The 13,825-nt window shown below is 70.5% G+C and carries 9 protein-coding genes and 2 pseudogenes; 7 read left to right on the top strand and 4 right to left on the bottom strand.

What is annotated here, in order from left to right; genetic code table 11:
* Positions 1–8: 8 nt before the first annotated feature.
* The 3 genes and pseudogenes from OHN74_RS03905 to OHN74_RS03895 all read right to left on the bottom strand — a co-directional run bounded on the left by OHN74_RS03905 (position 9) and on the right by OHN74_RS03895 (position 1,877).
* Entirely contained in the window at positions 9–929 is a 921-nt protein-coding gene (locus OHN74_RS03905; RefSeq protein WP_327693100.1) for an amidohydrolase, read from the bottom strand.
* Positions 926–1,572 (bottom strand): annotated as a pseudogene (locus OHN74_RS03900) (aromatic amino acid lyase). The gene OHN74_RS03905 and the pseudogene OHN74_RS03900 overlap by 4 nt, the downstream one beginning before the upstream one ends.
* A gap of 17 nt (positions 1,573–1,589) precedes the next feature.
* Positions 1,590–1,877 (bottom strand): hypothetical protein, encoded by a 288-nt coding sequence (locus tag OHN74_RS03895; RefSeq protein WP_327693099.1) that lies wholly within the window; start codon positions 1,875–1,877, stop codon positions 1,590–1,592.
* Between the two features lie 136 nt (positions 1,878–2,013).
* Here OHN74_RS03895 and OHN74_RS03890 point away from each other — a divergent pair, with 136 nt between their 5' ends.
* The 7 genes and pseudogenes from OHN74_RS03890 (at position 2,014) to OHN74_RS03860 (ending at position 11,918) form a co-directional block, all read left to right on the top strand.
* Positions 2,014–3,147 carry an ABC transporter ATP-binding protein gene (locus tag OHN74_RS03890; RefSeq protein ID WP_327693098.1) on the top strand — a complete coding sequence of 378 codons (1,134 nt, stop codon included), beginning with the start codon at positions 2,014–2,016 and terminating at the stop codon, positions 3,145–3,147.
* The gene (locus OHN74_RS03885) at positions 3,144–3,809 is read left to right on the top strand and encodes an ABC transporter permease (RefSeq protein WP_327693097.1); all 666 of its coding nucleotides are present in this window, start codon (positions 3,144–3,146) and stop codon (positions 3,807–3,809) included. The genes OHN74_RS03890 and OHN74_RS03885 overlap by 4 nt, the downstream gene beginning before the upstream one ends.
* Entirely contained in the window at positions 3,806–4,495 is a 690-nt protein-coding gene (locus tag OHN74_RS03880; protein WP_327693096.1) for an ABC transporter permease, read from the top strand. Before OHN74_RS03885 ends, OHN74_RS03880 begins: the two co-directional genes overlap by 4 nt.
* 86 nt (positions 4,496–4,581) lie before the next feature.
* Entirely contained in the window at positions 4,582–5,526 is a 945-nt protein-coding gene (locus tag OHN74_RS03875) for an ABC transporter substrate-binding protein (protein ID WP_327693095.1), read from the top strand.
* Between the two features lie 90 nt (positions 5,527–5,616).
* A pseudogene (locus OHN74_RS03870) lies at positions 5,617–6,476 on the top strand (MurR/RpiR family transcriptional regulator).
* Between the two features lie 46 nt (positions 6,477–6,522).
* Positions 6,523–7,704 (top strand): cytochrome P450, encoded by a 1,182-nt coding sequence (locus OHN74_RS03865; protein ID WP_327693094.1) that lies wholly within the window; start codon positions 6,523–6,525, stop codon positions 7,702–7,704.
* A gap of 308 nt (positions 7,705–8,012) precedes the next feature.
* Entirely contained in the window at positions 8,013–11,918 is a 3,906-nt protein-coding gene (locus tag OHN74_RS03860) for a glycoside hydrolase family 2 TIM barrel-domain containing protein (protein WP_327699978.1), read from the top strand.
* A gap of 114 nt (positions 11,919–12,032) precedes the next feature.
* On the opposite strand, the gene OHN74_RS03855 is transcribed toward OHN74_RS03860, so the two are convergent.
* Positions 12,033–13,778 (bottom strand): SpoIIE family protein phosphatase, encoded by a 1,746-nt coding sequence (locus tag OHN74_RS03855; protein ID WP_327693093.1) that lies wholly within the window; start codon positions 13,776–13,778, stop codon positions 12,033–12,035.
* Positions 13,779–13,825: the final 47 nt, after the last annotated feature.

Here is a 13,825-nt window from a genome sequence, read left to right as displayed (position 1 = left end):
TTCGCTTTTCACGTCGAAATATTTCGCTGGTTCTTCCCTGTGAGCAGCCGCCGCGGATTGGCGATTCGGAAGGCGTACGCCGCCGCTCCGCCGAGGCCGAATCCGGGGTGCAGCGGCGGCTCCGCGTAGGGCCGGTCCGAGCCCTGGACGACGGCGCCGGCGCCGAGGGCACGGACGATCGCGTCGACGGCGCGAGGGCCGTAGGACGACGTGTCGACGAAGACTCCCGGGTCCACGTGTCCGTCCGAGCCGCCGCCCCGGGCCGTGAAGCGCTCCCCGTGCAGCGGAGCCAGCCCGGCCAGCAGGGCGAAGCACACGCGCAGTTGGGGGTGGCGGGGCCGGCCGAATGCGCGGAACGCGAACCAGGCGGCGTGCATCTGCTGGACGTACGGGACCAGCGCCGGCCACCAGCCGGGGCCCTCCGGCTCGCCGGGCGCCGGTCCCGGGTGGACGAACAGCGGCAGGTCGCGTTCTTCGAGCAGGTCGAGGAGCGGGGCGCACCGCGCGTAACCGGCGGCGTCGGCAAGGGCGTTCGCCGGGAGTTGGAGACCGGCGAAGCCCCGGTCGAGGTCCTTGGCCGTTGCGTTCGCATCGATGTCCCGTACGCAGGCGGCGGCCCAGGCGTCGAAAGGTTTCGGTAGATCGGCCGATCCGTCGTGATACGCGTCCAGCAGGGGCCGGGCTTCCGCAGCGGGCAGCCATTCCACGCCGATCGGGGCGGACAGCGAGACGAGCACCCGGCCGAGGCCGTCGGCGGCGGCGAGTTCCGCACGGCCGGCGATGTCGTGGTCGGCGGGCCGGATCTCGTAGGGCGGCTCACCGCGCAGGTGCAGGTTCCAGCCGTCGAGGAACGGTGGTTCGCGGCGCGAGCGCAGGGCTGCCAGCAGCGAGGGGGTCCACAGATGCTGGTGCACGTCGACGCTGGTCATGACGTTCCTCCCGCCGGGGCTGACGATTCTTCCAGCATCGCGCGCAGTGCGCCCCGGACGTCGTCGGACCCAAGGATGCCGTGACTCACCGCCTCCACGTCCACCCCGTGGGGCCGGTTGTCTTCGAGGCGGGGTACGGCCGCCCGGATCGCCCGAGGCAGAAGCCGGGGTCCACGGCCCACGGCGGGCGGTGCCGCCAGGTCCACCGCCTGCGCGGCGACCACCGCCTCCACGGCGAGCAGCAGCCGCAGCCGGGCGAGGACGGTGGCGGGCCGCCCTGCTCCGAGCGCCGCGTTGGTCGAGTCGTCCTCGACGGCGTCCGCGCCGTGCCGGGGGTCGGTGGACACCGGTGCGGACGGCATGCGGATCTCGGCGACGAGTCCTGCGCGGTCTTGGTCAGAGGCGCGAAGCCCGAGCGTTCCGGTCCGTACGGAGAGAGGTCCGCCGGCGGCCCGCTGACGGCGGGGTCGAGCAGTCGGCGCATGCGCTCCGCGGAGATCGATGCCGTCCGGGTCGGGGCCAGGGCGAGGGTGTCGAGGGCGAGGGCCGGCGCCGGGGTGTGGAAGTTGCCGGACGAGAGGATCTCGCCGGTGTCGGGCAGCACCACCGGGTTGTCGCCGCAGCCGTTCGGTTCCGGATCCAGGGCGGCGCCGGCGAAGTTCAGGGCCGCGTACGCGTCTCGGAGGGCAGACCGGCCCGGTAGTTGCCGACGAAGTCGCCCACGATCTCGACCCCGGCCGGCGAGAGCGGAGCGACATCGCCGCGCAGCACGTTGAAGTGACCGTCGAACGCGGCGTCGGGCACGAGGTGGACGCGCGGTTCGATCACCGTCTCGCCCTGCCCCTGGGCACGCAGCCCTTCCTCGACGGCGTCGAGGATCTCGGCGTCGGTCAGTTCCAGCCGTTCGATGTCCGAGCCGTTCAGAAAGGTGAACCAGACCGGTCTCATGGCGGTGTCTCCGTGCATTTCAGACGTCCTGGCCTGATTTCGTGTGAATGTAACGTGCCGTTTACATCTGGGCATTGACTGCCATTCAGTCACGAGTAAGTCTGCATAATCATATACAGCCGGGTGAGGGGCAGCTTTGATCAGATTCGACGCGGTGAGCAAAAATTATCCGAACGGGACTACAGCGGTGGACGAACTGTCGCTGGAGTTGGCCGAGGGTGGCCTCACGGTCCTGGTCGGTCCCTCCGGCTGCGGCAAGACCACCACCCTGCGCATGGTCAACCGCATGGTGGAGCCCACGGCCGGGACGGTGAGCCTGCGCGGTCAGGACATCCGGGAGGTCAACGCCCCCGAGCTGCGCCGCGGCATCGGGTACGTGATCCAGCACGCGGGACTGTTCCCGCACCGCACCATCCTCGACAACATCGCCACCGTTCCGCTGCTGCTCGGCTGGAGCCGGAAGAAGGCCCGCGCGCGGGCGGCGGAACTGCTGGAACTGGTGGGGCTGCCGAGCGTGATGGCCAAGCGCTACCCGAACCAGCTCTCCGGCGGCCAGCAGCAGCGCGTCGGGGTGGCCAGGGCACTGGGCGCCGACCCGCCCGTACTGCTGATGGACGAGCCGTTCAGCGCGGTCGACCCCATCGTCCGGGCGGAGCTGCAGGCGGAGTTCATCCGGCTCCAGAAGGAACTGCACAAGACGATCGTGTTCGTCACCCACGACATCGACGAGGCGATCAAACTCGGCGACAAGATCGCCGTGTTCCGCACCGGCGGCAAGCTGGCGCAGTTCGACACCCCCGAACGGCTGCTCGCCGATCCCGCCGACGACTTCGTGGCCGACTTCGTGGGGCACGACCGGGGCATCCGTCGGCTGTCCTTCGTGAACGCGGCCGACGTGCCGCTGCGCGACGGTCCGGTGCTGCCCGCGACCTCGCCGGTGGCGTCGGCACGGACGGCCGGTGAGCCCTGGGTCCTGGTCGTCGACGACGCCCGACGGCCGCTCGGCTGGGCCGCGGTCGCCGACCTGCCGGCGAGCGGCACCCTCGCGGACGTACCGCTGGCACCGCTCGGCCACACCTTCAGCCTCGTCGGGGACTCGGCACGGGCCGCCCTCGACTCTGCGCTCCTGTCGCCCGCCAGGCTCGCGGTGGGCGTGGACGCGCACGGCGCCGTGGTCGGAGTCGCGGACGCCCACGAACTGTCCGCGGGCACGCCCGACACCGCCCTGACGGACGGCGGCGCAGGCGAGACGGTCGGTGGGAAACGATGAGTGACGACGAACCGCTCATCCGGTGGCAGTGGATCGGCGATCACGCCGGTGAACTGGCCGACTACACCGGAATCCACTTGAGACTCGGTCTGCTGCCGGTGCTGTTCGGACTGATCATCTCGGTACCTCTCGGCATCCTCTGCCACCGCTATCGCTGGCTGTACCCGCCCGTGCTGACCGTGGCGAACATCCTGTACTCGATCCCGTCGCTGGCCCTGTTCATGATCTTCGTCCGGTACACGGGGCTCACCGAACGCACCGTGATGATTCCGCTGACGATCTACACGCTGTCCGTGCTGGTGCCCAACGTCGTGGACGGGCTGGCCTCGGTCCCCGAACCGGTCCGGCTCGCGGCCACCGCGATGGGATTCGGCGCCATACGGCGTGTCGTCCAGGTCGAACTGCCGATCGCCGTACCCGTCGTCATCGCCGGTGTACGTGTGGCCGCCGTGTCGTCCATCAGCCTGGTCGCGGTGGGACAACTGATCGGGCAGGGCGGACTCGGGTACTACATCACCCGTGGTCTCCAACTCGACTTCCCGACCCCGATCATCACCGCGATCGTGCTGATCATGCTGCTCGCACTCGCCACCGACGCACTTCTGGTGCTCGCACAGCGGCTGCTGACCCCGTGGTCCCGGAACAAGGTGACGGCGTCATGAACGACTTCCTGAACCAGGTCCGGCTCGTGGGGGACTGGCTGACGTCCTCGAAGCAGTGGCACGGCGACGACGGAATCCCTCACCGGCTTCTCGAACACCTCACCTACAGCGGCATCTCCCTGTTCTTCGCCGCCCTCATCGGGCTGGCCTTCGGGCTGCTCGTCGGACACACCGGCCGTGGAGCGTTCGCCGTGGCCAGCGTGGCGAACCTGGCGCGGGCGATCCCCACCTTCGGTCTGGTGGTCCTCGTCGTCACCCTCGCCGGGCTCAGCACGACGCCCGTACTGGTCGCCCTGGTCGCCCTCGCGGTCCCGCCGATCCTCATCAACACCTTCGAGGGCGTCCGCGGCGTGGACCCCGCCACCAGGGACGCGGCGCGCGGGGTCGGTATGACCGAGTGGGAGGTCCTGGTCCGGGTGGAGGTGCCGATGGCGCTGCCACTGATCCTCCTCGGCCTCAGGGTCGCCGCGATCCAGGTCGTGGCCACCGCGACCGTCGCGGCCTACCCCGGTCTCGGGGGCCTCGGCCGCTTCATCGTCGACGGGCTCTCCCGCAACGACTACGAGCTGGTCATCGGCGGCTCGACCGTCGTCGTCGTACTGGCACTCGTCGTCCAGGTCGCCTTCACCGCGCTGCGGCGCGTCGTCGTCTCGCCGGGCCTTCGGGTCTCGCCGACCAAGTCCTGAGTCTCCTCCGAGTCCTCTGAACCCCTTGAGCCCTCTGAACCCTTGATTTTCCGAGCCTCCGGGCTCCGAGAAAGGAAAGACACCCCATGAGCACCAACCGAGGCATCTACCGCGGCGCCGCGTTCGGCCTGATCGCCGCGCTCTCGCTCACCGCCTGCGGAGGAGGCGACGACAGCAGCAGCAATCCGCTGACGGGCGACAGCGACACCGGCGGCAGCGGGAAATCCATCGTCGTCGGTTCGGCGAACTTCCCCGAGAACCAGCTGCTCGGCGAGATCTACGCCCAGGCCCTGGAGGCCAAGGGCCTGAAGGTGACCCGGAAGTTCGACATCGGCGCCCGCGAGGTCTACTACGACCAGGTCGTGAAGGGCGGTATCGGCGTCTTCCCGGAGTACAACGGCGCTCTGCTGTCGGTGGCGGTCGACAAGAACAGCACCGCGACCAGCACCGAGCAGGTCAACGCCGAGCTGAAGGCGAAGCTCCCCTCCACCGTGGAGATCCTCGACTCCGCCGCGGCCGAGGACAAGGACTCGGTGACCGTCACCGCCGAGACCGCCGCCAAGTACAAGCTCAAGACCCTCGCCGACCTCAAGCCGGTCGCCAAGGACATGACGATCGGGGCCGGTTCCGAGTTCAAGACCCGCACCCAGGGCGGAGTCGGCCTGAAGACGGTCTACGGCGTCGAGTTCGGCAAGTTCCAGCCGCTGGACGCGGGTGCCCAGACCACCCTGGTGAAGCTGCTCAAGTCGGACGACGTGCAGGCCGCCAACCTCTACACCACCGACCCCGCCATCGTCGAGGACAAGCTGGTGGTCCTGGAGGACCCGAAGAACCTCTTCTCCTCGCAGAACGTCACGCCCCTGGTCTACAAGTCGGCGGTGAACGACACGGCCAAGGCGGCGCTCAACGGCGTCTCCGCGAAGCTCACCACCGAGGACCTGCTGGAGATGATGAAGAAGCTCGTCAACGACAAGGAGGACTCCAGCACCGTCGCCAAGGAGTGGCTGACGAGCACCGGTCTCGTGAGCTGACCCGGTTCGCCGCGCACACCGTCCGCCCTCTCTCCCGCCCGGTACACGGGCAGGGGAGAGGGGACCGAACACGACCGCCCCGGGGAGCAGATGAGCGACGGCACCGACACGGCCTCCCGGGCCGGTTCCTCCGCCCGGCTCCAACAGCTCTTCGAGGGCGTCCGGCTCACCCCGACACAGCGCCGTATCGCGCACTGTCTGGTCCGGCAGGCGGCGGACGTGCCCTTCCTGTCGAGCGTGGAACTGGCCCACCTGGCGGGCGTCAGCCAGCCGTCGGTGACGCGGTTCGCGGTCGCACTCGGCTTCGACGGGTATCCGGCGCTGCGCAGACATGTCCGGGAGGTCGCCCCCGCCGGTGCGGAGGCCGGGGAACGGTCGAACAACCCGTACCAGCAAGCCGTGCAGGCCGAGATCGACAACCTGCGGCAGCTCGTCTCCCTGCTCGCGGACCCCGGACCCGTGGAACGAGCGGGGCGGCTGCTGGCCGCCTCCCGGCCGCTGCCGGTGCTCGGGCTGCGCGCCGCTGCGGCCCAGGCACGGGGGTTCGCCTATTCACGGCCAAGGTCCACCCCGACGTACGGCTGCTCGACGAGGGCGGCTCGCTGCTCGCCGACCGGATCGACGCCGCCCGGCAGGCCGGTGCGAGCGCACTCCTGTGCTTCGCGCTGCCGCGCCACCCGCGCGAGGTCCTCGACGCCCTCGGCCATGCCCGTGACGCGGGGCTGACCGTGGTGACGATCGCCGACGGCACGTTCGCCCCGGTGGCCGCCCACAGCGATCTGCTGCTTCCGGCGGCCGTGGGCACCGGCCTGGTGTTCGACACCGTGAGCGCTCCGATGCTGCTGGGGCAGGTCCTGCTGGAGGCCATGTGCGACGCCCTGCCGGACGCACAGGCCCACTTGGAGGAGTTCGACGCACGGGCCGCGGCGCGGGGACTGTTCGTCGAGTGAGCGACCCATGCCCGAGCACCGGCCACCGAGAGAGAGTTCGCACCGCATGACACCCCGCCTCGTCGACACCTGCCCGCTCGGCGCCGCCACCACCCTCGCCGAACTCGCCGACGACCCGCATCCGAGGCTCGCGCTGCTGCGCGCCCACGAACCCGTCTCCTGGCTGCCGGAGTTGAACGGCTGGCTGGTGACCCGGCGCGACCTCGCCCTGAGCGTGATGCGCGACGCCGCGACCTTCACCGTCGACGATCCCCGCTTCTCCACCGCCCAGGTCGTCGGCCCCAGCATGCTCTCCCTCGACGGCGACCGGCACACCCGCCACCGCGAACCCTTCAACGCCCCCTTCCGTCCGAGGGCGGTACGTGAGGGCTTCACCGCCTGCATCGAACGCGAGACCGACCGGCTCATCACCGCACTCCCGACCACCGGCGCCGCCGATCTGCGACGCGCCTTCGCCGGACCCCTCGCGGTCGCCGTCGTCACCGAGGCTCTCGGCCTCACCGGCACCACCGCGGACACCGTGCTCGCCTGGTACGACGCCATCGTGCGGTCGGTCTCCGACATCACCGCCGGACACACGGCGAGCCCCGCCGGCACGGCTGCCTACGCGCAGCTGAGGGCCGCCGTGGAAACCACCGTCGCCGGACGGAGCACCGCCTCCCTCCTGGTCTCCGCCGCCGAACGGCTGACCGTGCCCGAGGTGGCGTCCAATGTCGCCGTGCTGATGTTCGGGGGCATCGAGACCACCGAGGCGATGATCACCAACGCGCTGTTGCACCTGTTCCGGAATCCCGCCCAACTCGCTCTGGTCCGGGACGACTTCGGCCTCCTGGACGGCGCGATCGAGGAGTCGCTGCGCCTCGAACCGGGCGCCGCGGTCGTGGACCGCTACGCCACCCGGGACACCGTCCTCGGCCCGGCCGCGATCCGCCGCGGCGACCTGGTCACCGTCTCCCTGACCGGCGCCAACCGCGACCCCGCCGTCTTCCCCGACCCCGACCGGTTCGACGTCCGCCGCGAGAACGCCCGCCTCCAACTGGCCTTCGCCCACGGGCCCCACCACTGCCTCGCCGCACACCTCGCCCGCCTGGAGACCCGCATCGCCCTCCACCGCCTCCTCGAACGCCTGCCCGGCCTGCGTCTCGACCCGGACCACTCCGCCGCTGTGCGGGGCCTGGTCTTCCGCAAGCCGTCCGCCCTGAACGTGCTGTGGGACGCCCCCGCCTGACGAGGAGTGTCCCGGGGTCACTGGGCAAGAGGGGAACTGGGTGAGCCATCAGGATCCAACAGAGTCCGACAAGATTCTTGCTTCGGCTGTGTTCGAAGTCCTAGGGTGAGCCTGGCTCGGCAGCTCCCACTGTCACCAGCAGTTGTGTGCTGACCCAGCATCATCTCCCGCACCGCCCAGGTGGGTTGAGCCGCCACCGATGACCACAGCGCTGCCGGATTCCGGGTCGGTTTGTCAACAGTAACGAACAAGATCCGACGCACCCTCAGTCCGTGCAGCGCACTGTCGTACCGAGGAAGGCCACGGTCATGCCGCACCCCCACGAGTCCTTCGCCGATCGGCCGGCCCGCGCCCAGCGGGCCGTCAGCCGCCGCCGTCTCCTGGAGGGAGGAGCCGCCGTCCTCGGCGCGCTCGCCCTGTCCGGACCGGCCGCCGCACACCGGGCCGCCGCTGCGGACACGTCGGACGTCACCCCCGAGTGGAACGGCCACATCGACGTCTTCCGCGTCGGCACCGAACCCGCCCACACCACGCTGATGCCGTACGCGACCCTCGCCCAGGCACTCGCCGCCGACCGCACCCGCTCCCCGTACCGGCAGAGCCTCGACGGCACCTGGAAGTTCGCGTACGTCGACCGCCCCGACGACCGGGACACCGACTTCTACCGCACCGACCTCGACGACCGGGCCTGGGACACCATCCCCGTCCCCTCCGCCTGGCAGCTGCACGGGTACGACAGCCCGATCTACATCAACAGCGACTACCCATGGTGGGGTGCCAACGGCCGGGGCGAGGAAGTGCAGCCGCCGGCCGCGCCGACCGTGCACAACCCCGTGGGCCAGTACCGCCGCACCTTCACGCTCCCGCGCGACTGGTCGGGACGACGTACGTTCCTGCACTTCGAAGGCGTCAAGTCGGCCCACTACGTATGGATCAACGGGACGCTGGTCGGCTACCACGAGGACTCCTACGACCCCTCCGAGTACGACATCACCCCGTATCTGAAGCCGGGCACCAACCAGATAGCCGTGGAGGTCTACCGCTACTCCGACGGCGACTGGCTGGAGGACCAGGACATGATCCGGCTGAGCGGCATCTTCCGCTCGGTGTACCTCTACTCGACGCCCGCCGTGCGGCTGCGCGACTTCCGCCTCGACACCCCGCTGAGCGACGACTACACGGCGGCCCAGCTGTCGGTCACCGCGAACGTGCGGGACTACGGCGGCAAGGGCGCCGGCCAGTACTCGGTCGAGACCCAGCTGTACGACGCGGGCGGGCACCCGGTCTGGTCGCGTCCGTTGCAGCAGACCGTCGCGCTCGGCGCCGGTGAGGAGAAGTCCGTACAGGCCGCGAAGGCCGTGCCCGCGCCGCGGCTGTGGTCGGCCGAACACCCCAACCTCTACACCGCCGTGCTCCGCCTGCGCGACCCGGCCGGCAGAGTGATCGAGACCCTCTCCCACCGGGTCGGCCTGCGCGAGTTCGCCCTGAAGGACGGGCTGATGCGCATCAACGGCAAGCCGGTCTCCTTCCGGGGCACCAACCGGCACGAGATGCACCCCGTCCACGGCTCGGCGCTCACCCGCGCGGACATGGTCGAGGACATCGGCATCATCAAACGGCTGAACATCAACTCCGTCCGCACCTCGCACTACCCGAACAACCCGGTGTGGCTGGAACTCGCCGACGAGTACGGCCTCTACCTCGTGGACGAGACCAACCTCGAAACCCACGGCGTCCGGGGCCAGTACCCCGGCAACCACTCCGAGTGGACCACCGCGTGCGTGGCCCGCGCCCAGAACATGGTCCACCGCGACAAGAACCACGCCTCGGTCGTCATCTGGTCGCTCGGCAACGAGGCGGGCGGCGGCACCACGTTCAACGCCATGTACGACTGGATCCGCTCCTACGACACCACCCGGGTCATCCAGTACGAGGGCGACGACCGCCCCGGGATCAGCGACATCCGCTCCGAGATGTACGACAGTCCCGCCCGCGTCGAGCAACGCGCGAAGGACACCAACGACACCCGGCCGTACGTGATGATCGAGTACTCCCACGGCATGGGGAACTCCAACGGCAACTTCAAGAAGTACTGGGACCTCGTCCGCCGCTACCCCGTCCTCCAGGGCGGCTGGATCTGGGACTTCGTCGACCAGGCCCTCGCCTGGCCCACCCCGACGCGCAAGCTGCTCACCGAGACCGGGCCCGCCGCGCTCCACGGTGAGATCATCGCCCCCGCCGGCACCTTCACCCGCGACGAGGGCGTCTCCGGCGGCACGGTCTTCGCCCGCGACGAGCGCCTCGACCTCACCGGGTCCCTGACGCTGGAGGCGTGGATCACCCCGCACTTCCTCGGCTACCACCAGCCCGTCATCGCCAAGGGCGACACCCAGTACGCCCTGAAGCAGTCGGACAGAGCCCTGGAGTTCTTCATCTACGGCGGCGGCCAGTGGATCAGCGCGTGGTGGGCGCTGCCCGACGACTGGACCGGTAAGGAGCACCACGTCGCGGGTGTCTTCGACGCGACGGCGGGCACGCTGACCCTCCACGTCGACGGCGTGGCACGGGTCACCAGAAACACCACCCGGCGGCCCGACAACAACACCGCGTCCCTCGCGCTGGCGACCGACATCGACAACCCCACGCGGGAGTTCAGCGGCACCATCCGGCGGGCCCGCGTCTACGCCCGCGCGCTGAGCGCCGCCGAGCTGGCCGACGGCAGCCGGGGCCCCGGCGACGACGGCGTACGGTTCTGGTTCGACGCCGCGACCGTCGGGCTCGCCGAGAAGCGGCCCCGCGACAAGACGTTCTACGCCTACGGCGGCGACTGGGGCGACAATCCCAACGACGGTGCCTTCGCCGGGGACGGCATCATCACCGCCGATCGCAGGCTGACCGGCAAGTCCGCCGAGGTCAAGCGGATCTACCAGGCGGTGCAGATCACTTCGGGGGCGACGCCGGGTGCGGTCACCCTCACCAACGAACACCTCTTCACCAACCTCCGTGAATTCGACGGACGTTGGGAACTGGTCGCCGACGGAAGGGTGGTCCGGCGCGGCAGGCTGACCCGTGCCCAGCTGGACGTGGCGCCCCTGTCCAGCAAAGCCATCACCGTGCCCTTCGAGCTGCCGGACGACCCGGCGCCGGGTGCGGAGTACTTCCTCCAGCTGTCCTTCACCACCAGGGAGAGCACGAAGTGGGCCAAGGCCGGCTTCGAGGTGGCCCGGCAGCAACTCGCCCTCGACGCGGGCAGCCCCGCCGTCACGCCCAGGCCCCTGAACAGCGTCCCGGCGCTCCGTCACGAGGACGGCGACACATCGGTCACCGTCAAGGGCAAGGGCTTTTCGGTCACCGTCGACAAGGCGACCGGCGTCATCACGTCGTACAAGGCGGGCGGCGCCCAGCTGATCACCTCCGGGCCCACCCCGAACTTCTGGCGGGCGCCCACCGACAACGACCGGGGCAACGGCCAGCACACCCGCAACCAGACCTGGCGCGACGCGGGCACCCGGCGTGCGGTGACCGGCGTGAGCGTCCGCGCCCTGCTGGGCCGCGCCGTCGAGATCAAGGTCGCCGGCACGCTGCCCACGACACCGGCATCGACGTACACCACCACCTACACCGTCTTCGGAAACGGTGAGATCAGGGTCGACAACACCCTGCACCCGGGGGCGAGTTCACTGCCGTACATCCCGGAGGTCGGGAACCTGCTCCTGCTGCCCGGCCGCCTGGACCGGCTGCACTACTACGGGCGCGGACCCGAGGAGAACCACTGGGACCGCAACAACGCCACCGACGTGGGCCTGTACTCCGGCACCGTCGACGGGCAGTGGAGCGGCTATCTGCGCCCGCAGGAGAACGGCAACAAGACCGACGTCCGCTGGATCGCCCTCACCGACCGCAAGGGCTCCGGTCTGCTGGTCTCCGCCGAACCGCTCCTGGAGGTCAACGCCTCGCGCTTCACACCGGAGGACCTGTCGGTCGGGGCCCGCCACGACTACCAGCTCACCCCGCGCGACGAGGTCGTCCTGCGCCTGAGCCACCGTCAGATGGGCGTCGGAGGCGACAACAGCTGGGGCGCGCACACCCACGACGAGTACAAGCTGTTCGCGGGCCGCGACTACTCGTACAGCTACCGACTGCGTCCCCTGACGGACGTCGACGAGGCGATGGCGGCCTCGCGGCGGCCCACGGCGGGGGAGTCCGCCGGATAGCGGCGGGAGCGTGGTTCCGGGGGCGTCACCCTTCGTCGGGGGTGGCGCCCCCGCCCGGTCGGCCGACCGGACAGGCCGGGTACAGGGCCACGCTATTGCGGTGTTCGAGGCCGGTCAGGCCGACCGGGAACGGGCCGCCAGCACGGCGATGTCGTCCTCGGCGGGAGCGTCCGCGAGCTGGGCCAGGACCTCGTCGAGGATGACGTCCAGGGAGGCTCGCGGCGACAGCCGGAGCCGGGTGAGGCGGCGCAGCGACACATCGATGTCCTCGCCGCGCCGCTCCACCAGCCCGTCCGTGTAGAGCAGGAGCACGCCGTCCGGGACCGTCGGGCGGGTGAGCGTCGTATAGCTGCCGAATCCGGTGCCCAGGGGCGGGCCGACCGGGATCTCCACGAGGCCGACCGTGCCGTCCGGGGAGAGGAAGGCGGGCGGGAGATGGCCGGCGTTCGCGTAGGACACCGTCTGCCGGACGGGATCCTCCAGGGCCAGCAGACAGGTGGCTACCCGGTCGAACCCGGATTCGGCGACCGTGCGGTCGGCGTGCGTGAGCAGCAGGTGCGGGGGGAGGCCCGCCATGGCCAGGGCGCGCAGCGCGGAGCGGTAGTGGCTCATCGCCACGGCGGCCTCGACCCCGTGCCCCATGACGTCCCCGATGACCAGCAGATTCCGGCCGTCGGGCAGGGGCAGGGAGTCGAACCAGTCGCCTCCGATGAGGGCCACGTCGTCGGCGGGCAGATAGCGGAACGCGGTCGGTGCGCGCGGGTCGGGCGGCGCGCCGGTGTCGTTGAGCAGCGCGTGCTGGAGCTCCAGGGCCATGCTGTGCTCACGGGTGTGCAGGGCGGCGCGCTCCAGGGCGCGGGCGGCCCGGTGCGCCAGTTCCAGGGCCACCGAAACGTCGTCCACGGTGAAGCCCTGGGAGTTGAACGCGCGTACGAGCGACAGGGTGCCCAGGGGACGTCTGCCCGCGATCAGGGGCAGGACGAGGACCGAGTGGACGCCGATGTTCCGGTACGAGGTGGACCGGTCCGCGTGCACCGCCCCCGACGGCCACTCCTGCTCGGCCATGCCGTTGCTCAGCCAGGGGAGACCGGCATCCAGGCACGCGCGGATCTCCGTGCCCGGCGGATAGTCCAGGGTGTCGCCGAGACCGGCCAGGGCGAGCACCGCGTCCTTGATGCCGGGCACCGCCGCGAGGGCCGCCCGGCGCAGTCGCAGCACTCCCGGAGGAGGTCGGTGCGGACCTGCCTTCACATCGAGGTTCAGCTCGACACCGGCCGCGTCGGCCAGGTCCGGCACCATGAACTGGGCGAGTTCGACGCAGGTCGCCTGCACGTCCGAGGTGGTGCCGATGCGCGCGGTGGCGGTGTCCAGCAGCGTCATCCGGCGGTGCGCGCGCTCCAGCTCGTCGACGTGCTGCTGCGGGGCGCTGATCTCCAGGAAGATCCCGGCGAGCCCGAGCACCCGGCCCCGCTCGTCCTGGAGTCGGTGGTAGGTGGCGTGCCAGGCGCGGCGGGTGAAGGGTGTGTCCGCGCGCGTGTGCCCTGTTCCCACGAGCTCACGGGGCTGCCCGTCGTGCAGGACCTGGCGCAGCACGCTCTCGGGCCGGTCGACCTCCGGCGAAGCCTCGGCCAGGGTCCGACCCAGGAGCTCCGCCGCCGACAGGCCACTGATCCGGACCATGTGCGGGTTGACGTACACGAAGCGCAGTTCCGTGTCGAGGACGACCACCCCGGCGGCCGTGCCCTCGACGAGCTGACGCAGCAACCCGTACTCCTGGACCAGCCGGGGCAGGTCCCCGGCGGTCGGCCCGGCGAGCAGCGCCTCGACGTCCTCGAAGAGCAGCGGCCGGAAGGCGTCCATGGCCACCGCACCTCTCGTCGTCGTAACGCTGCCGTACGGCAGAGACA

The organism is Streptomyces sp. NBC_00459 (genome assembly GCF_036013955.1).
Classification (GTDB): Bacteria; Actinomycetota; Actinomycetes; order Streptomycetales; family Streptomycetaceae; genus Streptomyces.
This window is presented reverse-complemented; position numbering and strand designations above follow the sequence as displayed.